The sequence below is a fragment of the Streptomyces sp. NPDC000410 genome, from assembly GCF_040300305.1.
In the GTDB taxonomy this organism is placed as follows: domain Bacteria; phylum Actinomycetota; class Actinomycetes; order Streptomycetales; family Streptomycetaceae; genus Streptomyces.
Window position 1 is genome coordinate 25117 of the sequence record NZ_JBEPDM010000013.1, and the last position, 22456, is coordinate 47572.

Genomic DNA, 22456 nt, shown 5'->3' on the forward strand with positions numbered 1-22456 from the left:
CGGAATAATCGGCGCCATGCTGCTGGACGACCTGATGCCCTGGTCCACCGGACCGTTGCGGCTGGGGCGGAGCTGGGTGGTTGCGCCCGATACGCGCACACTCAGGTCGCGTTGGGACCTTCTCGTACGGTCCGGAGCGGGCGAGCGCCGGGCGCTGTTCCGGGAGACGCGGGCGCGCGGTCTGCACACCGCCGTCGCCGCCCTGCCGCGCCAGTCCACCGGGACCGTACGGTTCACGCGCGAGGACGGCAGATGCCCGCAGCCCGTGCGGTTCGCGCCCGGCGCGTTCGACGAACAGTGGATCATCCCCGATCACCGGCTGATCGACGCCGCCAGGCCGGAGTTGTGGCGCGTCGCCGACGAGCGGCAGCTCTTCGCCGTCGAGCAGGGGTACGTGCCGGGGGCGGACGGGCCCGTGGTGCTCGTCTCGGGGGTCCTCCCCGAGGGGCGCTCCCCCACCGGGCGCCCCGGGCGGATCCGGCCGCTGTACCGGCGCCCCGGTGGGCTCGAACCGAATCTCGCCCCGGGGGTGACCGAGGCGCTGATACGCCGTTACGGGCGCGAGGCCGGCGCGATCGGCGCCGAGGACGTGTTCGCCTGGGTCGCCGCCGTCGGGCACGGCTCGGCGCACGGGTGCGTCGTGCCGTTCACCTCCGATCCGGACGTGTGGGCCCGGGGGGTGGAGCTGGGGCGGCGGATCGTCGGGATCCAGCTGAGGGGCGCGCGGGGCGGCGAGCGGCCCCGGCTGCCCGGGGGCCGCCGGCCCTATGTGCGGGCCGCGATTCCGGCCCGGCCGACGGGGCTCGCGTACGACGCCGAGGAGGAGGCGCTGTTCCTCGGCGAGGGGCGGATCTCGCCGGTCCCGGCGGCGGCGTGGGACTTCCGGGTGGGCGGTGTACGCGTACTGGAGCAGTGGTTCGAGCGGCGCACCACCGAGGTGGAGCCCGGCACGCTGGAGGCGGTCCGGCCCGTGGACTGGCCACAGGAGTGGACCTCGGAACTGCTGGAACTGATCACCGTACTGGCCCTCCTCGGCGAACTGCGGTCCGCCCAGGACGAGCTGGGCGACGAGGTGGCGCGTACGGAACTGAAGGACCTGGACGTGCCCGTGATTCCCGCCGCCGCCCGGGGGCCCGCGTCCGTGCTCGACCATCACGAGGAGGGCCCCGAGGGGCAGTTCGCCCTGCTTTAGGGGTGTCTTGTGGATCAGGGGGCGAAGGAGTCGAGCACGCGCAGGAGCGTGAGGTCGAAGACCTCGTCCGCGTCGGGCGGGGCGCCGCCTTCCGCCAGTGCGGCCGCCAGGTGGGGGTACGCCCCGGTGGAGACCTGCTGGAGCAGGTAGGCCATGCGGACCGCCTGCTCCCGCTCCTCGCTCCAGGGCAGCGAGCGGCTGCGCTCGGCCATGGCCAGTTCGTTGGCGACCGTCATCATGGCCGTGCCGTTGACCATCGCGATGAGTTGCATCTTGGTGCCGTGGGGCGCGTCCAGCCCCTGCAGGACGGCGAGGCAGTGCTCCAGGTAGCGCAGGGCGTTCGGACTGAAGCCGTAGAGGGTCGACATGACCCGGGTCAGCCAGGGATGGCGGTGGATGATCGCCCGGGTCTGGCGGCCGAGGGCCAGCATGTCGGCCCGCCAGTCGCCGGTGGGGGCGGTCAGTTCGTACTCGCCGCTGACCGCGTCGACCATCAGCTCGTACAGGTCTTCCTTGCGCGGCACGTAGTTGTAGAGCGACATGGTGCCGCAGCCGAGTTCGGCCGCGATCCGGCGCATGGAGACGGCGTCGACGCCGTCGGCGTCGGCGATGCCCACCGCGGCCGCCGTGATGTCGGCGCGCGTGTAGGCCGGTTTGGGGCCGCGGCCCGTGCGCTCGGGGCGCGCCCAGATCACTTCGGGTTCGGCCGCTCGGCCCATTGATCCTCACCTCGGCATCCATCTTAGTTACGTACGGCGTACGTAGTGGGGTATGGTGCGGAGCATGACTACGTACGCTGTACTTAGTGAAGGGCTGGAGAAGCGCTTCGGCGAGGTGCGTGCGCTGCGCGGACTGGACCTCGCGGTGCCCGAGGGATCCGTCTGCGGGGTGCTGGGGCCCAATGGGGCGGGCAAGACGACCGCCGTGCGCGTGCTCACCACGCTGCTGGTGCCGGACGCCGGAAGCGCGCGGGTGGCGGGCTGCGACCTGGTGCGCGACCCGGCGGGCGTGCGGCGCGGGATCGGCGTCACCGGGCAGTACGCCTCCGTCGACGGCGAGCTGACCGGGGCGCAGAACCTGCGGCTGTTCGCGAAACTGCTGCGCGCGCCCCGGACCCGCGCCGACGAACTGCTGGAGCGGTTCGCGCTGACGGAGGCCGCCGACCGGCCGGCCCGGACGTACTCCGGCGGTATGCGGCGGCGGCTCGATCTGGCGGCGAGTCTCCTCGTACCGCCCAAGGTGCTGTTCCTCGACGAGCCGACCACCGGGCTCGATCCGCACAGCCGGAACGGGATCTGGGACGCCGTCAGGGAACTGGCGTCGGACGGGACCACGGTGCTGCTGACCACGCAGTACCTGGAGGAGGCCGACCAACTGGCCGACGACATCGTGCTGATCGACGAGGGCAGGGCCGCGCACCGCGGCACGCCGAGTGAGCTCAAGGCCATGATCGGGAGCTACGCCGAGGTCGTCGTGGCGGATCCGGCGGGGCTGCGCGCGGCCGCCTCGGTGCTCGACCAGCTGACCGGGGCGGAGCCGGCGCTGGATACCGAGCGGCGGGCCGTGGGGGCCGTCAGCAACGACGCCACGCTCACCCTGCCCCGGCTGGTCCGCGAACTCGACGCGGCCGGCGTGCTCATCGTCGACGCCACACTGCGGCCACCGACGCTCGACCAGGTGTTCCTGCGCCTCACCGACAACCGGAAGGAGCTTGCCGTATGAGCGCGATCGTCCACGACGGGGCCGCGGTGCTGGGACGCCATCTGCAGCGCGTCAAGCAGGCTCCCGCCATCGTCGTCATGACGCAGACCATGCCCATCGTGTTCCTGCTGTTCTTCGGCTACGTCTTCGGCAGCGCGATGGCGATGCCGGGCGAGGAGTACCGCGCGTTCCTGGTACCCGGGATGCTGGTGGCGACGGCCGGGAACGGGATCATGAACGGGATGTTCGCCGCCGCCCAGGACTCGCACCGGGGCGTCATGGACCGGTTCCGCACCATGCCGATGAGCCGGACGGCCGTGCCGCTGGGGCAGGCGGCGGCCGATCTGGTGACGTCGGCCGTGGGGATGGTGCCGCTGCTGCTCGTCGGGCTCGCGATGGGGTGGCGGATCGAGGGGTCCGCGTGGGAGGCGGCGGGAGCCTTCGGACTGCTGCTGCTGTTCCGCTTCGCGACGACCTGGGTCGGCATCCTGCTGGGGCTGGCCTCGCAGAGCGAGGAGGCCGCCGGCCAGCTGGGCAGCGCGACCTTCATGCTGCCGCTGCTGTCGAACGCGTACCTGCCCACGGACGGGCTGCCCGGATGGCTGCGGACCGTCGCGGAGTGGAACCCGATCAGCGCCGTGACGACAGCGGTCCGGGACCTGTTCGGGAACGCGCCGGTACCGGCCGACGCCGCGTGGCCCGTGGCGCATCCCGTGGCCGGGGCGCTGGCCTGGTCGCTGCTGCTGATCGCGGTGTGCGCGCCGCTCGCCGTCCGCCGGTACTCCAAGGGGTGACGGCGGGGACGGCGCTTGGAGGGGTGACAAAGGTGGTACGTACACGATTAGGTACCGCTCATGAGCCAGCAGCCCCTGCCCCTTGAAGGCATCACCGTCGTCGCCGTCGAGCAGGCCGTGTCGGCTCCGTTCGCCACGCGCCAGCTCGCGGATCTCGGTGCGCGGGTGATCAAGGTCGAGCGGCTGGACGGCGGCGACTTCGCCCGGGGGTACGACACCGCGGCGCTGGGCCTGGCCTCGCACTTCGTCTGGTGCAACCGCGGCAAGGAGTCCCTCGCGGTCGATCTGAAGGATCCGCGCGGGCTCGCCGTGGTGCGGCGGCTGATCGCGGGGGCCGACGTGTTCGTGCAGAACCTCGCGGCGGGGGCGGCCGAGCGGCTCGGGCTGGACGCGGCCACGCTGTGCGCGGCGCACCCGCGGCTGGTCGCGGTGGACATCTCCGGGTACGGCGCGGACGGGCCGTACGCCCACAAGCGGGCGTACGACATGCTCGTCCAGTGCGAGGCCGGGCTGGTGTCCGTGACCGGGACTCCCGAGCAGCCGGTGAAGGCGGGCATCCCGGCGGCGGACGTCGCGGCGGCGATGTACGCGTTCTCGGGGGTGCTCGCGGCGCTGCTGCGGCGGGGCACGACCGGGCTCGGCGGGCCGGTGGAGATCTCCATGCTGGAGGCGCTCGCCGAGTGGATGGGCCATCCGCTGCACCACGGGATGCACGGGGGCGCGGCACCGGCGCGTACGGGCGTGGCGCACGCCGTCATCGCGCCGTACGACGCGTATCCGACGGCGGACGGCGGGCAGGTGCTGCTGTCGGTGCAGAACGACCGCGAGTGGCGGCGGCTGGCGCAGTCGGTGCTGGAGCGCCCGGAGCTGGCGGACGACCCCGCCTTCGCGACCAACGCGGCGCGTACGGCCAACCGGGCGAAGACCGACGCGGTGGTCGCGGAGGCGCTGGCCGGGATGGGTACGGCGCAGGCCGTCACCCGACTGGAGGAGGCGGGTATCGCCTGTGCCCGCCTCAACACGGTCGCGGACCTGGCGGACCACCCCCAGCTGGCCGCCCGCTCCCGCTGGCGGGAGGTCGCGTCCCCCGCCGGACCGCTGCGGGCCCTGCTGCCCCCGATCACGCTGCCGGGCGGCCCGGAGCCCCGGATGGGCGCGATTCCGGCACTGGGCGAGCACACCGACGCGCTGTTGCGGGAGGCCGGGCTGACGGCGGAGGAGACGGCCGAGTTGCGGGGGGACAGGGTAGTGGCCTAGGCCGGTTCGTCCGTGCCGTTCGCCACAACGGGGCTTTGCCCGGTGCGGTGCTGAGTTCCCCTCATATCGCACCCGGACCTGGGCCGATGCCCGGATGGACCCGGTCGGCGCACTACCCCACCCAAGCCGGTCACAACAGGCGAGTCGAGTGAACGCTGGATAAACTCCCCGTTTGCCGTGCGTGGAACCAAGGATTCGCGGCGCACTCCACACGACTGACGGAGAGTGAGAGATGCGTAAGAACCGGACTTGCGTCATGTCGGCCGACGAGCGGTGGGCTGTATGACCGTCGCCCCGCAGAGCCCGGTCCCTCTGCTCCGTCCGGCGCTCTTCGCCGGGCCGGGTGCATCCCCCGAGCGGACCCTGCTCGACATCCTCGACGCGACCGCCGGCCGCCACCCCGACGCGCTCGCCGTCGACGACGGCGTCGCACCCCTCACGTACCGCGCGCTCCTCGCCGAGGTCGAGGCGCTGCGTCTGCGGCTCACCGATGCGGGCACAGGCATAGGCGACCGGGTCGGCGTCCGCGTCCCGTCCGGGACCGCCGATCTGTACGTCTCGATCCTCGCGGTACTGGCGGCCGGCGCGGCGTACGTCCCCGTCGACGCGGAGGATCCCGAAGAGCGCGCCGAGCTGGTGTTCACGGAGGCGGCGGTGAGCGCCGTGATCGGCGCGGAGCGGGCCGTCGTGCCGTACGGCACCCCCGGCTGCGACACGGGCCGCCGCCCCGGCCCCGGCGACGACACGCGCTTCCACCCCTCCCCCCGCGACGACACAGGCCGCCGCCCCTCCCCCGGCGACGACGCCTGGATCATCTTCACCTCCGGCTCCACCGGCACCCCCAAGGGCGTCGCCGTCACCCACCGCAGCGCGGCGGCCTTCGTCGACGCCGAGGCCCGGCTCTTCCTCCCGGACGCGCCGCTCGGCCCCGGCGACCGGGTGCTCGCCGGGCTGTCCGTCGCCTTCGACGCGTCCTGCGAGGAGATGTGGCTGGCCTGGCGCCACGGCGCCTGCCTCGTGCCCGCCCCCCGTTCCCTCGTCCGCGCGGGTCTCGACCTCGGCCCCTGGCTCGTCGAACAACGCATCACCGTCGTGTCGACGGTTCCCACGCTCGCCGCGCTCTGGCCCGCCGAAGCGCTCGACGAGGTACGCCTGCTGATCTTCGGCGGCGAGGCCTGCCCGCCCGAGCTGGCCGAACGCACGGCCGTCGCGGGCCGCGAGGTCTGGAACACCTACGGCCCCACCGAGGCCACGGTCGTCGCCTGCGCGGCCCCGCTGACCGGCGAGGGCCCCGTCCGTATCGGCCTGCCCCTGGCCGGATGGGAGCTCGCGGTCGTCGACCGCGAGGGCGCCATGGTGGCGATGGGCGAGACCGGCGAGCTGGTGATCGGAGGCGTCGGCCTCGCCCGCTACCTGGACCCCGCCAAGGACGCCGAGAAGTACGCCCCGCTCCCCTCCCTCGGGTGGCCCCGCGCCTACCGCAGCGGTGACCTGGTCCGCGCGGAGCCGGACGGCCTCCTCTTCCTCGGGCGCGCGGACGAACAGATCAAGCTCGGCGGCCGCCGCATCGAACTCGGCGAGATCGACGCGGCCCTCCAGTCCCTCCCGGGCGTGGCGGGCGCGGCGGCGGCGGTCCGCACGACGGCCGCGGGCCACCAGGTGCTGGTCGGCTATGTCGTTCCGGCCCGCGACACCGGTCAGGCACCCGCGGATGGGTGGCGTCCCGACGGTGACGGGGTGAGCGCTGCTTCCCAGCCTGGCGGGGGCGGTGCCGGAGCCGGTGGCGGGGGCGAAAGCCGAGCCCGTGACGGTTGCCGTGCCGGACCCGGAGGTGACGCTGGTGGCGACGCCAGAGCCGGCGCCGGTGGCTGTGCCGATGTCGCCGGCGAAGCCAGAGGCAGTTGCAGTGCCGGTGGCAGTGCAACTGCCAGAGCCGGTGGCGGTGCCGGAGCCGGTGCCAGTGCCGGAGCCGGTGCCGGAGCCGGTGCCAGTGCCGATGCGCCCGCGCTGTCGGCTTCCGGCGCCTCGGTCGCCGCAGGCGGCGACGGGGGCGCGGGCGCCACGTGCGGCGCCCAGGTCGCGGACGCGCTCGGCGTCGAGGGCGGCCCGGCCGACTCCCCCGAGATCGGGGGCAGCGCCCCGAGTCACGCCGCGTTCGATGTCGCCGACGCCATGGCACGGCTTCGCAAGGAGCTGCCCGCCGCGCTCGTGCCCGTCATCGCCGTCGTGGACGATCTGCCGACCCGGACGTCGGGCAAGGTGGACCGGAACGCGCTGCCGTGGCCGCTGCCGGACAGCGGACCGGACCCGGCGGGCGTCGCCGCGGAGCTGACCGGGACCGAGGCATGGCTCGCCCAGCAGTGGGCCGAGCTCCTCGGGGCGCAGGTCACCGGGCCGGACACGGACTTCTTCGCGAGCGGCGGGGGCAGCCTCGCCGCCGCTCAGCTCGTGTCGCGGGTCAGGGAGCGGTACGGCACCGGGTCGGTCGGCGACGTGTACCAGCACCCGACGCTCGCGGGACTCGCCCGGACGCTGGAGGCCGCTTCGGCCGGGGGCGCCAGGACGCGCCCCGTACGGCCGGTGGCGCCGCGCACCGGGATCGTGCAGACGCTGCTCCTGCTGCCGCTGCTCACCGTCGCCGGGCTGCGGTGGAGCGTCGTGGCCGCCGCCGTCAACAACGTCGTCGGGCTGCCCTGGGCGCCCACCGTTTCCTGGTGGGCGGTGGGGCTCGGGTGGCTGCTGTTCCTCAGCCCGCCCGGACGGATCGTGATCGCGGCGGGCGGGGCGCGGATGCTGCTGCGCGGCGTGCGCCCCGGAACGTACCCGCGCGGCGGCCGCACGCATCTGCGCCTGTGGGCCGCCGAGCGCCTGGCCGAGCTGAGTGGCGCGACCAGCCTGGCCGGTGTCTGGCTGACGTACTACGCCCGTGCGCTCGGCGCCCGTGTCGGCGACGACGTCGATCTGCACGCGCTGCCGCCGGTGACCGGCATGCTACGGCTCGGCAGGGGCGCGGCCGTCGAGCCGGAGGTGGACCTGTCCGGGCACTGGCTGGACGGCGACCGGCTGCGCGTCGGGGCCGTACGGATCGGGGCGGGGGCCACGGTGGGCGCCCGGAGCACGCTCTTCCCCGGCGCCCGGATCGGCAAGCGCTCCGAGGTCGCCCCGGGGTCCGGCGTGACCGGGACGGTCCCGGCGGGCGAGCGGTGGGCGGGCGTCCCGGCGACCCGTAAGGGCCGGGCGGGCCGGCGCCGCCCCGCTGGGCGCCCTGTGCGCAGGCGCCGCTGGACCGCCGTGTACTCCCTCACCTCCCTCGGCCTGACCCTGCTGCCCGCCCTCGCGGCGCTGCCCGGCCTCCTGGTCATGGGCGCGTTCCTGCGCGGCAGCGCGACCGTCGGCGAGGCACTCACAGCCGCCCTCGCCGCCGTGCCGCTCGCGACGGCCGCCGCGATGGCCACGTACGCGCTGCTGATCCTCGTCGGCGTACGCGCCCTCGGCCTCGGGCTGCACGAGGGCCACCACCCGGTGCACGGCCGGGTCGCCTGGCAGGCGTGGGCGACCGAGCGGCTGATGGACATGGCGCGGGTGCATCTCTTCCCGCTGTACGCGAGCCTGTTCACGCCCGTGTGGCTGCGCGCGCTGGGCATGAAGGTCGGCCGGGGGGTCGAGGCGTCGACCGTGCTCGCGCTGCCCGCGATGACCACGGTGGGCGACGGCGCGTTCCTCGCCGACGACACGATGGTCGCGAGTTACGAGCTCGGCGGCGGCTGGCTGCGCATCGCCGGCGCCCGTGTCGGCAAGCGCGCGTTCCTCGGCAACTCCGGGATGACGGCCGCCGGCCGCCGGGTGCCGAAGCGCGGTCTGGTGGGCGTACTGTCGTCGACCCCGAAGCGGGCCAAGCCGGGCTCCTCCTGGCTCGGAATGCCGCCGATGAAGCTGCCGCGCGCGGTGGAGGAGGGCGACCGCAGCCGCACCTTCGCCCCGCCGCACCGGCTGAAGTGGGCACGCGCGGGCGTCGAGCTCTGCCGGATCGTGCCGGTCATGTGCGCGGTGGCTCTCGCCGTGCTGGCCCTCGCGGGCTTCGATCTGCTGGCGAACCGTTTCGGCCTCGCGCTCGCCGTGCTCTGCGGCGGCGCGCTGCTCGCGGCCGCGGGACTCGTGGCCTGCCTGGTCGCGATCGCGATGAAGTGGCTGCTGGTCGGCCGGTTCACGGCGGTCGAGCACCCGCTGTGGTCGTCCTTCGTGTGGCGCAACGAGCTCGCCGACACCTTCGTCGAGGTGCTCGCCGTGCCGTGGCTGGTCGGCGCGAGCACCGGCACTCCGCTGATGAACCTGTGGCTGCGCGGCCTCGGCGCCCGTATCGGCCGCGGCGCCTGGTGCGAGACGTACTGGCTCCCCGAGGCCGACCTCGTCACCGTCGGCAGCGGCGCGAGCGTCAACCGCGGCTGCGTCGTGCAGACACACCTCTTCCACGACCGGATCATGCGCATGGACAATGTCGTCCTCGGGGCGGGCGCGACGCTCGGCCCGCACGGCATCGCGCTGCCCGGCGCGGTGATCGGGGACCGCGCGGCGGTCGGCCCGGCGTCCCTGGTGATGCGCGGGGAGAGCGTGCCCGCGGACACCCGCTGGCTGGGCAACCCGATCGCGGCATGGAAGCGGTGAGGAGGGCACGAGGCACGGCATGACGTACGGCAGGCCGTACCGCACGACGTACGGCACCGCGCACGGCAGGACCCACCGCACGACGCACGGCACGACCGAAGGAACCACCACGGTGACGGATTCGTACCTTCCGCAGCTCGGTGACGGCGGCTACCGGACCACCCAGTACGACCTGGAGCTGGACTACCGTCCGCACACCGGCCGACTCGCCGGCCGGGCAACGATCAGCGCCGTCACCGAGCGCGCGCTGCCCGAGGTCGTCCTCGACCTCGGGCAGTTCCGCCTCACCAAGGTCCTGGTCGACGGCGTCCGCCCGGCCCGCTACACGCATCGCGCCGACAAGCTGCGGATACGTCCGGCCCGGCCACTGCCCCCAGGCGCGCCCTTCACCGTGGAGGTGCGCTACACCGGCGTCCCGCACCCCGTCCGCACGCCCGACTGGGGCGATCTGGGCTGGGAGCAGCTCGACGAGGGCGCGCTGGTGGCCTCGCAGCCGAGCGGCGCGCGTTCCTGGTTCCCGTGCAACGACCGCCCTGACGACAAGGCCGCCTACCGGATCGCGGTGACGGCGCCGTCCCCGTACACCGTGGTCGCGAACGGCACGCTCGTCTCCCGTACGATCAGCGCCTCCACCACCACCTGGGTGTACGAGCAGCCCGCGCCGATGGCGAGCTATCTCGCGACCGTCCAGATCGGGCCGTACGAACTGGTCGAGGTGGAGGGCGCGGGTGCCGTGCCGCAGCCGGCCGCCGTGCCGCACACGCTGCTGGAGCGTTTCGGGCGCGACTTCGCCCGGCAGCCGCAGATGATGACCGTGTTCACGGACCTCTTCGGCCCCTACCCCTTCGACGACTACGCGGTCGTCGTGGTCGACGAGGAGCTGGACGTGCCCGTCGAGGCCCAGGGCCTTTCGATCTTCGGGGCGAACCATGTCGACGGCCGGCGGGGCAGCGAGCGCCTGGTCGCGCACGAGCTGGCCCACCAGTGGTTCGGCAACAGCCTGACCGTCGCCGACTGGCGGCACATCTGGCTCAACGAGGGCTTCGCGAAGTACGCCGAGTGGCTGTGGTCCGAGCTGTCCGGCGGGCCTTCGGCGGCTGCGATGGCGAGCAGGTCCCGGGCCCGGCTGGCGCTGATGCGGCAGGACGTACGGATCGCGGATCCGGGCCTGCGGCGGCTGTTCGACGACCGGGTCTACGAGCGGGGCGCGCTCACCCTGCACGCGCTGCGTACGGAGATCGGGCACCCGGCTTTCGTACGGCTGCTGCGGGAGTGGGCGGCGACCCACCGGCACGGTCTGGTGACCACGGAGGAGTTCATCGCGCTCGCCCAGCGGCACTCCACTCGGCCGCTGGACAAGCTGTTCACGATGTGGCTGTACGAGACGAAGCTGCCGGCTCTGCCGCAGCGACAGGAGCGGCCCCGGCACGAGCGCCGCTGAGGGGGGTGGGGAGACCTGTACCTCAGCGGCTCAAGAGCGGGGCGGACGAGGGGAAAGGGCCTTTGGCCCGGGCTGACGGACGAACAGGGGGGACGGGTCCGCGTGAACGGATTCACGCGACCCCGGCGGCGCCGGCGGGCGAACCCGCCGGCTTACTGACCGCGGCTGCCGAACAGCGAGCGCCGCAGCCTTCGCAGCGGCGCGAAGAGCGAGACGCGCGCGCTCTTGCTGCTGCGGGTGTGGGCCACGTTACGGGTTGTCAGCTCACGCATCAGCAATGTCGCCTCGGCCGCCTCACGCTGCGGAACGGCAGGCCCGCCCAGCACCGAGAGATGGCGGTCGAGACGCGAGCTGGTCGCGCTGCTCCCGCATGTGATCGCAGGCACTCGCGGCCTGCTCCGCACCGTTATCTGTTCCATGTCACTCCCCACCCGTACGAGGGCACCCAGCCCGGGCAGGTTAACCCTATCGCCCCGCAGTGACACTCGTGTATCCCGGCGCGGGATTCACCACCCCTGTACGGGGGTTGACGGTCACTCTCCGAATCCATCTGATTCCAGGGCGAGTTGGACAACGACCAATCCACCGCGCCAGCGGCTTCGAACACAGGTCATCAGGCAGTTCCGGATTCCTCGTCATTCCTCGCTCAGGAACAGGACGGATGCGATGACCACTGTGAAATGGAGCGCGCGGGGGCGCGCGAGTCTTCGCGCGCTCATCTGTGGCGCACTGGCCGCCGGGGGGCTTGCGGCCGCCGGAGTCACCACCTCTCTCGCGCCGGGGGCGGCGAACGCCTCCAGCCACCGCGAGGCCCCGCTGATCTCGGGGCAGCCGCAGTACGACAACACCGATGTGTACGCCTTTGTCAGCCCCGACAAGCCCGACACCACCACGATCGTCGCCAACTGGCTGCCGTTCGAGGAGCCCGCGGGCGGGCCGAACTTCTACCGGTTCGCCCATGACGCCCGCTACGACATCCACATCGATTCGGACGGGGACGCACAGGGCGATCTGCTCTATCGCTGGACCTTCGAGGACCACGTACGCAACGGCGACACGTTCCTCCACAACACCGGTCCGGTGACCGCTCTCGACGACCCGGACCTCAACATCACGCAGACCTACGACATCGAGCTGCTCCGGCTGCGGAACCAGCATGTGATCTCCACCACCAAGATCGCCGAGGATGTGCCGGTCGCCCCCTCGAACGTGGGCAAAGCGTCCATGCCGGACTGCGCGCAGCTGCGCGAGCAGGCGATCCGTCAACTCCCGGACGGCGGCGCGGCGTTCGCCGGTCAGGCCGACGACCCGTTCTTCCTCGACCTCCGCGTCTTCGACCTGCTGTACGGAGGTGATCTCTCCGAGGTGGGCCGGGACACGCTCAAGGGGTACAACGTCAACACCATCGCGCTCCAGGTGCCGTCCGACCACATCCGGCAGTCGGCCGGGCAGCCGGTGATCGGCGTCTGGTCGACCACCCACCGCAGGAACGCGAGCGGCGGCTGGACGCAGGTGTCGCGGCTCGGGATGCCGCTGGTCAACGAGGTCGTCGTACCGCTGAAGGCCAAGGACTCCTTCAACGCGTCGTCGCCGTGGAACGACGCGGACTTCCTCCCGTTCGTGACCGGGCCGGAGCTGCCGAAGCTCATCGAGGGCATCTACAAGATCAAGGCTCCGGCGGAGCCGCGGAACGATCTGGTGTCCGTGTTCCTGACCGGCGTGAAGGACCTCAACCAGCCGCCGAACGTCCGCCCGGCGGAGGCCCTGCGCCTGAACACCGCGATCCCGCCGTCCGCCGCGCCGAAGCGCCTGGGCGTGCTGGACGGGGACAACGCCGGGTTCCCGAACGGGCGGCGGCTGACCGACGACGTCATCGACATCTCGCTCCAGGTCGTGGAGGGCGAACTGCTGGGCCAGAAGAACGACTTGGGCGACGCGGTGGACGCCAACGACCAGGAGTTCGGAGACCGGTTCCCGTATGTGGCGCTGCCGACGTCCGGCTCGGACGGCACGTCGGCCCGAGGCAGCCGGAGTCAGCTGGAGGGCGGCGCCACCGAACTGACCGCGTCGGCGGCGGGCGGCGACGGCACCCTGCTGGCCGCCTCGCTGGCGGCGGCGGGGGCCGGGATCGTGCTCGTGGGCCTCGGCCTCGCGTGGTGGCGTATGCGGCGGCGCGGCCGGGGGGTGCTGTGATGCCGGCGTGGCGACTCGTGGCCGGGGTGGCGGGGCTGGCGCTCGCGCTGACGGCGGCCGGGGCGGTCGTGGGCGGCGAGGGCCCCGAGGGCCCCGAGGGCCCCGCCGCTCCGGCGGCGGCCGCGGGCAGGGATCCGGGCGCCTGGGCCGAGCTCGGGGCCGGATACGTGGAGGAGGCCAGAGTCAGCGGCGATCCGTCACGCTACACGCGGGCGGAGGACGCGTTCGCCCGCTCCCTGCGGCTGCGGCAGGCGGACGACAACCCCGAGGCGCTCGCCGGGCGCGGTGCCCTCGCGGCCGCGCGGCACGACTTCCCGGCGGCGCTGCGGGACGCGGAGCGGGCTCTCGCCGTCAATCCGTACAGCGAACGCGCCCTTGCCGTACGGATCGACGCGCTTGTCGAACTCGGGCGCTACGGCGAGGCGTTGAGCGCGGCACGGCAGGCGGATGCCCGAAGGCCCGGCATCCCGGTCTTCACGCGCTTCGCGTACGTCCATGAGCTGCGGGGCGACGCGAAAGAAGCGCGGCGGATCCTCGAACTCGCGTTGAGCTCGGCGGCCCGCCCCGCCGACATCGCGTACACGGCGACCGCGCTCGGCCAACTCGCCTGGAACGAGGGCGCGTACGAGGAGGCGCTGCGGCACTGCGCCCACGCGCTGCGGGCCGAGCCCGGAAATCTGGAGGCACGGGAGTGCCGGGCCCGCGCGCTCGCCGGGACGGGTGATCCGGCGGGTGCGACACGGGAGTTCGAGGAGATCGTCGAAAGGTCACCGCTGCCCGGGCGGCTCGTCGCCCTGGGCGAGCTGTACGAGGCGGGCGGTGAGCGGCGCCGCGCCGAGCAGCAGTACGCGGTCGTCGGCACCTGGACGGGCCTCGCCCGCGCGGGCGGCGTCAACCCCGACCTGGACACCGCCCTCGCCGCCGCCGACCACGGCGACCGCGCGGAGGCCCTGCGCGCCGCGCGGGCCGAGTGGCAGCGCCGCAGGACCGTCCACACCGAGGACGCCCTCGCCTGGGCCCTGCACCGGTCCGGACGGTCGAAGGAGGCGCTCGCCCACGCCGGGCGGGCGACCTCGACCGGGTATCGCAACGCGACGTTCCTGTACCACCGGGGCATGATCCAGCGGGCGGTGGGCGACAAGGCCGGTGCGCGGGCCTCACTGTCCCGCGCGCTGGCGCTCAACCCCGCCTTCTCACCACTCGGTTCGCGCGAGGCGCGGCGGGCGCTCGACGCGCTGGAGAGGCCATGAGGTGGCGGCGCAGGGTCACCGCGGTGCTCTTCGCCGTCGCCGCCCTGCTCACGGCCGGGGCGTCGCCCGCAGCGGCGCACCCTCTCGGCAACTTCACGGTGAACCGGTACGACGGACTCGTCCTCGGTGAACGCGAGCTGGCGGTCGATCACGTCGAGGACCTGGCGGAGATCCCGACCGCCAGGATCTGGCCGGACGGGCTGCCGCCGGGCGGGATCGCAGCGTGGGCGAGGGAGCGGTGCGGGGCGGTCGCGCGCGAGGCACGGGTACGCGTGGACGGGCGGCCGGTGCGGCTGCGGGCCGGGCGGGCACGGGCCGAGGTACGGCCGGGGCAGGCGGGGCTGCCGACTTTGCGGGTGGAGTGCGGGCTCACCGCGCCGCTGCCGGAGGGCCGGACGTCGGTCGACTTCCGGGCCGCCGACGCCGACGGCGGCCCCGGCTGGCGGGAGATCACGGCGCGCGGCGACCGCAGGACCCTGGCCTCCTCGGACGTGCCCGTGGACTCCGTCTCGCGCAGGCTGTCCGCGTACCCGGAGGGGCTGCTCGAGTCACCGCCGGGCCGGACGACGGCCAAGGTGACGGCCGTCCCCGGCGGCCCCGCCCTGGGGGCGGCTCCGGCCCCGGCGGCGCCCGCGTCGGTGCTGCCGCGCGGCGCGGACCGCTGGACCCAGGCGCTGACGGGGCTCGTCGAACGGCGCGAGCTCACGCCGCCGTTCGTCGCGCTCGCACTGGTGACGGCACTCGCCCTCGGCGCGCTGCACGCCCTCGCGCCCGGCCACGGCAAGACCCTGATGGCCGCGGCGGCGGCCGCGGGCGGCCGGCACTCCCTTCGCGACGTCCTCGCCCTCGGCGCCTCCGTGACCGTCACCCACACCCTCGGAGTCTTCGTCCTGGGCGCGCTCGTGGCGGCGGGTTCGGCGGTGACGCCGTCGGTGGTCGGCTGGCTGGGTGTGGCAAGCGGTGCCCTGGTCACGGTGGCGGGGGCCCTGCTCATCCGGCGGGCCTGGGCGAACGGCGGACACGTACACGGGCACGGGCACGTACACACGCACGCGCACGCGCACGGGCAAGTCCACCGTCACGATTACGCTCACGGCGCCGATGAGCCCTCGCACGAGCACCCCGACATGCCCGCGCCCGGCCGGGGGCACGAGCACCCCCACGAGCCCGCGGCCGGGCCGGAGCGGGAGCACGCCCACGGGCACACCCACCGGCACACGCACGGCCCCGGCCTCGGTCCCGGCCCCGGCGGCGGCCGGCGCGCCGGGGGCGAGCCCGGAGAGCGGGCCCGGACGCTGCGGCGGACCGTGCTGTTCGGGTTCGCCGGTGGGCTGGTGCCGAGCCCGTCCGCCGTCGTGGTGCTGGTCGGCGCCGCGGCGCTCGGGCACGCCTGGTTCGGGTTGCTCCTCGTCGTCGCGTACGGCGCCGGGCTCGCGCTCACGCTCGCCGCCGCCGGGTTCGCCGTCGTGCGGCTCGGGGCTCGGACGGCCGAGCGGCTGGCCCGGCGGCGCGGCGCGGGGCGGCTGGCCGGGCTCGTGCACCGTGTCGCTCCGTTGAGCACCGCCGTGGCCGTTTTCGTACTCGGCTGCGGATTGGTGTTCAGAGGGGCCGCAGGAGCTCTGAGTTGAGCTAACTTGGAGTGGTTTCCACCGTGATGGCCGCTCTGCTGCGGATGGGGGGCTCGCGATGAGCGAAGTGCCGGGCACTGCGGACGGCGGGCGGGGTGACGACGGGCTGGTCGCGGGCCGGTACCGGCTGCTGGCCCACCTGGGCGAAGGCGGTATGGGCGTCGTGTGGCGCGCCCGCGACGAGCTCCTCGGCCGTGAGGTCGCGGTCAAGGAGGTCCGGGCGCCCGCCGAACTCGGCACCAGCGATGTGCGGCGGCTGTACGCGCGCCTGGAGCGCGAGGGCTGGGCGGCGGCCAGGATCTCGCACCGCAACGTGGTCACGGTCTACGACGTGGCCGCCCAGGACGGCCGCCCGTGGATCGTGATGGAGCTGATCCGCGGGCTGTCCCTCTCCGACGCGCTCGAATCCGAGGGGCCGATGGCCCCGCGGCGCGCCGCACACATCGGCGCCGAGGTCCTCGCCGCGCTGCGCGCCGCGCACGGGGCGGGCGTACTGCACCGTGATGTGAAGCCGGGGAACGTCCTGCTGGCCAACGACGGCCGGGTCGTCCTGACGGACTTCGGGATCGCGATGGTGGAGGGCACCTCGAATCTGACGATGACCGGTGAACTGGTCGGCTCACCGGAGTTCCTGGCTCCGGAGCGGGCGCTCGGGCGCACTCCCGGGCCCGAGTCGGACCTCTGGTCGCTCGGGGTGCTGCTGTACGCGGCCGTGGAGGGCATCTCACCGTTCCGGCAGAACACTCCGCTGAGCACCTTGCGCGCGGTCGTCGACGAGGAGCTGCCGCCGCCTCGCCGGGCGGGCGCGCTGGAGCCGGTGATCGCGGGGCTGCTGCGGAAGGATCCGGCGGAGCGGCTGTCCGCCGATGAGGCCGAGCGGCAGTTGCGGATCGTGGGGGCGGGCGGCACGCCGCGTACCGCTTCCGCTCCCCCGCCGCCGACGCCCTCGCCCTCACCGTCGGGCGCGTACGAACCGCCGGTGCCCTCGCCGTCCGTGTCCGGCGCGTCCGGCGCGTACGACCCGACGGTCGCCTCGGCCGCCCCGACGACGCCCGTCCCGCAGGAGCGCCCCCGGCGCGCCGCGATCGCGCTGGTCGCCGGATCGGCCGCGCTGGTCCTCGCGATCGGCGGCCTCACCTACGCCCTGGTGAACCGGAACAACGCGGACGACGCCGGCGGCAGCGGAGGCGGAGGCAAGGGGAGCAGCGCCGGCGCGCCCGCCGACACGCCGAGCGCGTCGAGCCCATCGAGCACGCCGAGCACACCGGACCCGACGGGCACCATCGGCACGACGGGCACACCGAGCCCTGAGCAGAGCAGCACGCCCACCGGCGGCCACACGCCGGCGCCCCCGCAGAGCGTGCAGGTGTACGTGAAGTGGGTGCGGGACAGTTACAGCGGCGCCTGCCCGCCGCCCGAGGCCGAGGCTCCCGCCTTCACGGCGACGGTCACGGTGGGCCGTACGCCCGCCTCCGTGGAATACCGCTGGGTGACCGAGAGCGGCGAGAGCTCCGCCCCGGGCTGGCGGACGCTCGGCTTCCCCGCCGCGGAGGCGGGGAAGGGCACGCTCCAGGAGGTCGACCACACCGAGCTGACGTACGAGCTGAACGCGACGCGCCACGACCGGATCCGGCTGGAGGTCCGGAGTCCGGTCGTGGCGCGGTCGAACTGGGTGGAGTTCTCGGTGACGTGCGAGGAGGAGCCCCCGACGGACGGGCCCTCCTACCCCACCGATTCGCTCGTGCCTACGCCGCGGCCCTGAACGCGGGCAGATAGCCGCCCGACTGCCCGGACGCGGTGGGGTGGTACGACTCGGAGATGTTCAGCCAGTTGAGGCTGTGCAGCCACGCCGCCCCGGAGCAGATCTCGTGCCCGGTGAAGGGCGGGACGACATCGGCGAAGGTGAATCCGTGGTCGGCGGCGCGCTTGGCGGTGGCGGCGTTGAGATGGTCGGCGCCGCTGTTGATCGCGGCACGCTCCCGCTCCGAGAGGCCGGCGATGCAGGAGCCGCTGAGCTTGTAGAACCGGGGGTAGCCGAGCACGACGACGTGCGCCGACGACGCCTTGGATCTGATCGCCCGGTACACCGAGTCGAGGCGTCCGGGCAGGGTCGTGTCGACGAATCTCTTCGCTTCCTCGACGCGGGCGACGCAGGAGCTCTCGGACTGGGTGACGCAGGTGGTCATCACGTCCGCGAAGCCGGCGTCGTTGCCGCCGATGGTGAGGGAGACGAGGTCGGTGGCGGAGTTGAGGGGGGTGAGCTGGTTGGCCGTCACATCACCCGTTCGGGCGCCCGAGCAAGCGGTGAAGGCGAACGAGGAGGGGGAGTTGGCGGCCGCCCAGAGGGCGGGATAGGCACGGTTGGTGCGCTTGCAGTTGCCGCTGGAGCTGATGTACGCACCGGCGCCGAGGCCCGAGGAGTACGAGTCACCGAGGGCCACATAGTCCACTGCGGCGGCGGACTGTGCGGCCTGCGCCTGGCCCGCTCCGGTGAGCGCGAGGGCGGCGCCGAGGAGGAGTGAGGATGAGAACGCCACGATTCGGGACAGTTTCATGGAACCTCCCTTTAGCAGGATCTCTGCCTCAACTGTCGTAGCACTCCCCATACTTCACCGGAAGTGTCCATGCCAAGAACAAACGGGATCGGCCGCACACTTCTTGACGGTCCGTCGGACACCGCCCCAGCATGAAGGCCGCCCATCCGGCGCCTTGGGGGAAGTCGGTGGTGCCCACGATGACCCGCAGACCGCACGCGCTCCGCATGGAGGTGGCGGCGCCGGTGCTCGCCGGAGCGGCCCTGGCCGTATCGGGCGTGGGCGCGGCGCTCGCGCTCGGCGGTCTCGACTCACCCCTGCGCGCGCCGTTCGCGCTCTTCTATCTCGTCGTCGCACCGGCCGCCGGTCTCGCCGTGGCGCTGCGCCCGATGGCGCGGCCCGCCCGGCTGACCGTGTCGGCCGCCGGCGCGCTCATGGTCGACCTCTGCGTAGCTCAGATCATGCGAATGACGGATGTCCGGTCCATCGAACTCGGTGTCACATCCGTCGCAGTGGTCACTTTCTTTCTCTTTCTTATCGGAATACGGAACAGGCTTACGCATTTCCTCCCGGGAGGGAAAAAGAAGTAAAAATGCGGGGCCTCGTTCCAGGTCTTGCCATACAGTCCTAATCATCAATACCGTCGTACATCCACCCGCAACGGTCCCTCATGAACGGCGACTCCAGGGGAGGGGTCACTCGACGTCGCGAGGAATCCGAGGCGGGGCGCGGTAGGGGGGTGCCGTACTCGGTCACGCACGTGTGGCCGAGTCGCGGGCCGCGCGGTCAGCAATGCCAGCTCACCCAGCAGTACGAGGCCTGTACCGAGCTCGTACGCAGCCTGCACGGAGTTCCATTCCGTCATGGCCGGGGTGAGAACCCCCCTTTCGAACCGGACACACATCCGGACTGCCCGGGGGCGGGCGGTCCACCGGACGAGAGGGAAACCGACTCATGAACTCGTTCCTGCGCCCGGGGGTCCCAGGGACCACCTCGACAGCCGTGGCCACGGCCACCCTGGGTCGAATACCGACCCAGTACCGTCCGATCTCCTCGCATCTCGCGATCACGCCACCGGTCAGCGTCGTGATCCCCGCCATGAATGAGGCGGAAAACCTTCCGTACGTCTTCAAGACGCTGCCGGAATGGATCCATGAAGTCGTCCTGGTCGACGGCAATTCCACGGACGACACCGTGAATGTCGCCCGAGAACTGTGGCCCGACGTCAAGGTCGTCAAGCAGGCCGGCAAGGGCAAGGGCGACGCGCTCATCAGCGGATTCGCCGCCTGCACCGGCGACATCATCGTCATGGTCGACGCGGACGGCTCGGCCGACGGCCAGGAGATCGTCAGCTACGTGTCCGCCCTCGTCGGCGGCGCCGACTTCGCCAAGGGCTCGCGCTTCGCCAACGGCGGCGGCACGGACGACATGACGCCCATCCGCAAACTCGGCAACCGCATGCTGTGCGCCGTCGTCAACGCCAAGTTCGGCGCCCGCTACACCGACCTCTGCTACGGCTACAACGCGTTCTGGCGCCACTGCCTCGACAGAATCACCCTGGACTGCACCGGCTTCGAGATCGAGACCCTGATGAACATCCGGGTCGTCAAGGCCGGACTGCGGGTCCAGGAAGTGCCCAGCCACGAGTACCTGCGCATCCACGGCGTCAGCAACCTCAGCGCCGTACGGGACGGTCTGCGGGTCCTCAGAGTGATCCTGCAGGAGAAGGGCGTCCGCCGCCGCACCGCGTCGCGCCGCACGCCCCCGCTCACCCTCAAGGCCCCACGGGGAGAAGTCTCTTGAGCCGACGGACCCACTCCGTGGTGATCTGCGTCTACACCGAGGACCGCTGGGACGACATCCTCTCGGCGGTCGACTCGGTACGGCGGCAGTCGCTCCCACCCCTGGAGATCCTGCTCGTGGTCGACCACAACCCGGCACTGCGGGAACGCCTCGGCACCGAGTTCAAGGCGTACGGGGACGACGTGCGGGTGCTCGCCAACGCGGGCCCCCGCGGCCTCTCCGCCGGACGCAACACCGGAATCGCCGCCGCGCGCGGCGAGATCGTCGCCTTCCTCGACGACGACGCCGTCGCCGAGCGCGACTGGCTGCGGTACTTCGACGAGGGCTACGACGATCCGCGCGTCATGGCGGTGGGCGGCCGGACGCTGCCCGCCTGGGCGTCGGGCCGCCGTCCCGCCTGGTTCCCCGAGGAGTTCGACTGGGTCGTCGGATGTACGTACCGGGGCCTGCCGCCCGGCCGGGTGCGCGTGCGTAACGTGCTCGGTGGGAACGCCTCGTTCCGGCGCACGGCGTTCGACGCGACGGGCGGCTTCGCCACCGGCATCGGGCGCGACGGCGACAAGCGCCCGCTGGGCTGCGAGGAGACCGAGTTGTGCATCCGGCTCAGCCGGGCCCTCCCGCACGCGGTGCTGCTGATCGACGACCGCGCCGTCATCCACCACAAGGTCCCCGCAGGGCGGGAGCGCTTCGGCTACTTCCGTACGCGCACGTACGCCGAGGGCCTCTCCAAGGCTCTCGTCGCCCGCAGCGTGGGCGCCGACAAGGGCCTGGAGTCCGAGCGCCGGTACACGACCCGGGTCCTCCCGGCGGGTGTGGCCCGCGGCCTGCGCGACGCCCTCCTCGCCCGCCGGGGCGGGGCGGGGCGGGCCGGGGCGATCGTGGCGGGGGTGGCCACGGCGGCCGCGGGGTACGCGCTGGCGAGCGTCCGCACGCGCTCCGGGGTGGCGTTCTCACACGCCCCGATCACCGCGTACGCACCACCGCGCACGACCGGCACGCCACCGCGCCGTTCGGCGCCCGCCGCTGCGGGGCGCCCGGACTCCGACGGGGCCGCCGGGCCGGCCGGGCCGGCCGGGGGTCCCGGGGCAGGGACCTCCGCCGCTGGTCGTCGCGTCGTGCCGGGCCCGGCGGGGCCGGTCACGGCCGGCGGAGGTGACCCGCGGTGAACCAGGCGGCCGTGCCGATCCTGATGTACCACGCGGTCGGGCCCCGGCCCGCGCCCGCCGCGTACGGGCTGTCCGTGTCTCCGGAGGCGTTCGCCGAGCAGATGGAGGTGCTCGGCGAGCGCGGGTTCACGCCCGTCACCACGGCGCGGCTCGGGCGGGCGTGGCGGCGGGGTGAGCCGCTGCCGCCGCGCCCCGTGCTGATCACCTTCGACGACGGCTACGAGGGCGTGCACCGCCACGCCCTCCCCGTCCTTGCCAAGCACGGCTTCCCCTCGACCGTGTTCGTGTCGACCGGGTGGCTGCGCGGGGAGCACGAGACGGGCGGCGCCCTGGACACCATGCTCGACTGGGACCAGGTGCGGGAGCTCTCGGCGGCGGGTACGGAGATCGGCGGCCACAGCCACACCCATCCGCAACTGGACCAGCTCGACGACGTCCGGCTGCGCGACGAGACGCTGCGCTGCAAGGAGATCATCGCGGGCGAGCTGGGCGCGGCACCGGTCTCGTTCGCCTATCCGTACGGCTACTCCAGCCGGCGCGTACGGCACGTGGTGCGGGCGGCGGGCTTCGCCCAGTCGCTCGCCGTCGGCAACGCCCTGGCGCGCCGCCGCCAGGGGCCGTACGCGCTGGAACGGGTGACGGTCAGGCGCTCGACCGGCATCGAGGAGTTCGAGCGGCTTGTCGAAGGCCGCGCGCTCGCTCGGAACTTCGCCAAGGACCGGGCCCTGACGAGGGGATACGCGATCGTCCGAAGGGCTCGCGGGGCCGTGCGGCTGATCCGGGCATGAGGCCCGCAAAACACCGTGCGCATGGCGCCCTCGTGCCGGATCATGGG

At 73.3% G+C, this 22456-nt stretch carries 17 protein-coding genes; 14 read left to right on the forward strand and 3 right to left on the reverse strand.

Annotation, left to right across the window (positions count from 1 at the left end):
- Positions 1 to 16: 16 nt before the first annotated feature.
- Positions 17 to 1192, forward strand: coding sequence for a type ISP restriction/modification enzyme (locus ABT342_RS16385; RefSeq protein ID WP_351573267.1), 1176 nt, complete (start codon positions 17 to 19; stop codon positions 1190 to 1192).
- Positions 1193 to 1206: 14 nt separating this feature from the next.
- Here the strand turns inward: ABT342_RS16385 and ABT342_RS16390 are convergent, their stop codons facing one another.
- The gene (locus tag ABT342_RS16390; RefSeq protein ID WP_351573270.1) at positions 1207 to 1911 is read right to left on the reverse strand and encodes a TetR/AcrR family transcriptional regulator; all 705 of its coding nucleotides are present in this window, start codon (positions 1909 to 1911) and stop codon (positions 1207 to 1209) included.
- A gap of 64 nt (positions 1912 to 1975) precedes the next feature.
- Between ABT342_RS16390 and ABT342_RS16395 the strand changes: the two genes are divergently transcribed.
- The 5 genes from ABT342_RS16395 to ABT342_RS16415 all read left to right on the forward strand — a co-directional run bounded on the left by ABT342_RS16395 (position 1976) and on the right by ABT342_RS16415 (position 11047).
- Positions 1976 to 2914 (forward strand): ATP-binding cassette domain-containing protein, encoded by a 939-nt coding sequence (locus ABT342_RS16395; protein WP_351573273.1) that lies wholly within the window; start codon positions 1976 to 1978, stop codon positions 2912 to 2914.
- On the forward strand, positions 2911 to 3687 hold the full coding sequence (locus tag ABT342_RS16400; protein ID WP_351573275.1) for an ABC transporter permease: 777 nt from the start codon (positions 2911 to 2913) through the stop codon (positions 3685 to 3687). Before ABT342_RS16395 ends, ABT342_RS16400 begins: the two co-directional genes overlap by 4 nt.
- Before the next feature lie 60 nt (positions 3688 to 3747).
- The gene (locus ABT342_RS16405; protein WP_351573277.1) at positions 3748 to 4944 is read left to right on the forward strand and encodes a CaiB/BaiF CoA transferase family protein; all 1197 of its coding nucleotides are present in this window, start codon (positions 3748 to 3750) and stop codon (positions 4942 to 4944) included.
- 282 nt (positions 4945 to 5226) lie between these two features.
- Positions 5227 to 9606: a Pls/PosA family non-ribosomal peptide synthetase gene (locus tag ABT342_RS16410; RefSeq protein ID WP_351573279.1), complete on the forward strand. Its 4380-nt coding sequence runs from the start codon at positions 5227 to 5229 to the stop codon at positions 9604 to 9606.
- A gap of 19 nt (positions 9607 to 9625) precedes the next feature.
- A complete protein-coding gene (locus ABT342_RS16415) occupies positions 9626 to 11047 on the forward strand; it encodes a M1 family metallopeptidase (RefSeq protein WP_351573282.1) in 1422 nt (473 codons plus the stop codon).
- Positions 11048 to 11199: 152 nt separating this feature from the next.
- On the opposite strand, the gene ABT342_RS16420 is transcribed toward ABT342_RS16415, so the two are convergent.
- On the reverse strand, positions 11200 to 11466 hold the full coding sequence (locus ABT342_RS16420; protein ID WP_351573285.1) for a hypothetical protein: 267 nt from the start codon (positions 11464 to 11466) through the stop codon (positions 11200 to 11202).
- Between the two features lie 247 nt (positions 11467 to 11713).
- Here ABT342_RS16420 and ABT342_RS16425 point away from each other — a divergent pair, with 247 nt between their 5' ends.
- Genes ABT342_RS16425 through ABT342_RS16440 form a run of 4 tightly spaced genes read left to right on the forward strand, consistent with a single transcriptional unit; the run spans position 11714 to position 17880 of the window.
- Positions 11714 to 13240 carry a DUF4331 domain-containing protein gene (locus ABT342_RS16425; RefSeq protein ID WP_351573288.1) on the forward strand — a complete coding sequence of 509 codons (1527 nt, stop codon included), beginning with the start codon at positions 11714 to 11716 and terminating at the stop codon, positions 13238 to 13240.
- Positions 13240 to 14490 (forward strand): hypothetical protein, encoded by a 1251-nt coding sequence (locus tag ABT342_RS16430; protein WP_351573291.1) that lies wholly within the window; start codon positions 13240 to 13242, stop codon positions 14488 to 14490. Before ABT342_RS16425 ends, ABT342_RS16430 begins: the two co-directional genes overlap by 1 nt.
- Positions 14487 to 16118, forward strand: coding sequence for an urease accessory protein UreH domain-containing protein (locus tag ABT342_RS16435; RefSeq protein WP_351573294.1), 1632 nt, complete (start codon positions 14487 to 14489; stop codon positions 16116 to 16118). Before ABT342_RS16430 ends, ABT342_RS16435 begins: the two co-directional genes overlap by 4 nt.
- 58 nt (positions 16119 to 16176) lie before the next feature.
- The gene (locus ABT342_RS16440; RefSeq protein WP_351573297.1) at positions 16177 to 17880 is read left to right on the forward strand and encodes a serine/threonine-protein kinase; all 1704 of its coding nucleotides are present in this window, start codon (positions 16177 to 16179) and stop codon (positions 17878 to 17880) included.
- Here the strand turns inward: ABT342_RS16440 and ABT342_RS16445 are convergent.
- On the reverse strand, positions 17864 to 18673 hold the full coding sequence (locus ABT342_RS16445) for an SGNH/GDSL hydrolase family protein (protein WP_351573300.1): 810 nt from the start codon (positions 18671 to 18673) through the stop codon (positions 17864 to 17866). The two genes, ABT342_RS16440 and ABT342_RS16445, sit on opposite strands and share 17 nt — an antisense overlap.
- 179 nt (positions 18674 to 18852) lie before the next feature.
- On the opposite strand from ABT342_RS16445, the gene ABT342_RS16450 reads away from it, so the two are divergent.
- From ABT342_RS16450 to ABT342_RS16465, 4 genes are all read left to right on the forward strand, one after another.
- Positions 18853 to 19242 (forward strand): hypothetical protein, encoded by a 390-nt coding sequence (locus ABT342_RS16450; protein WP_351573303.1) that lies wholly within the window; start codon positions 18853 to 18855, stop codon positions 19240 to 19242.
- A 364-nt stretch (positions 19243 to 19606) separates the two neighbouring features.
- Complete coding sequence (locus ABT342_RS16455) at positions 19607 to 20455, forward strand: glycosyltransferase family 2 protein (RefSeq protein ID WP_351573306.1); 849 nt, start codon at positions 19607 to 19609, stop codon at positions 20453 to 20455.
- Positions 20452 to 21621: a glycosyltransferase family 2 protein gene (locus ABT342_RS16460; RefSeq protein ID WP_351573309.1), complete on the forward strand. Its 1170-nt coding sequence runs from the start codon at positions 20452 to 20454 to the stop codon at positions 21619 to 21621. The genes ABT342_RS16455 and ABT342_RS16460 overlap by 4 nt, the downstream gene beginning before the upstream one ends.
- A complete protein-coding gene (locus ABT342_RS16465; protein ID WP_351573312.1) occupies positions 21618 to 22409 on the forward strand; it encodes a polysaccharide deacetylase family protein in 792 nt (263 codons plus the stop codon). The genes ABT342_RS16460 and ABT342_RS16465 overlap by 4 nt, the downstream gene beginning before the upstream one ends.
- Positions 22410 to 22456: the final 47 nt, after the last annotated feature.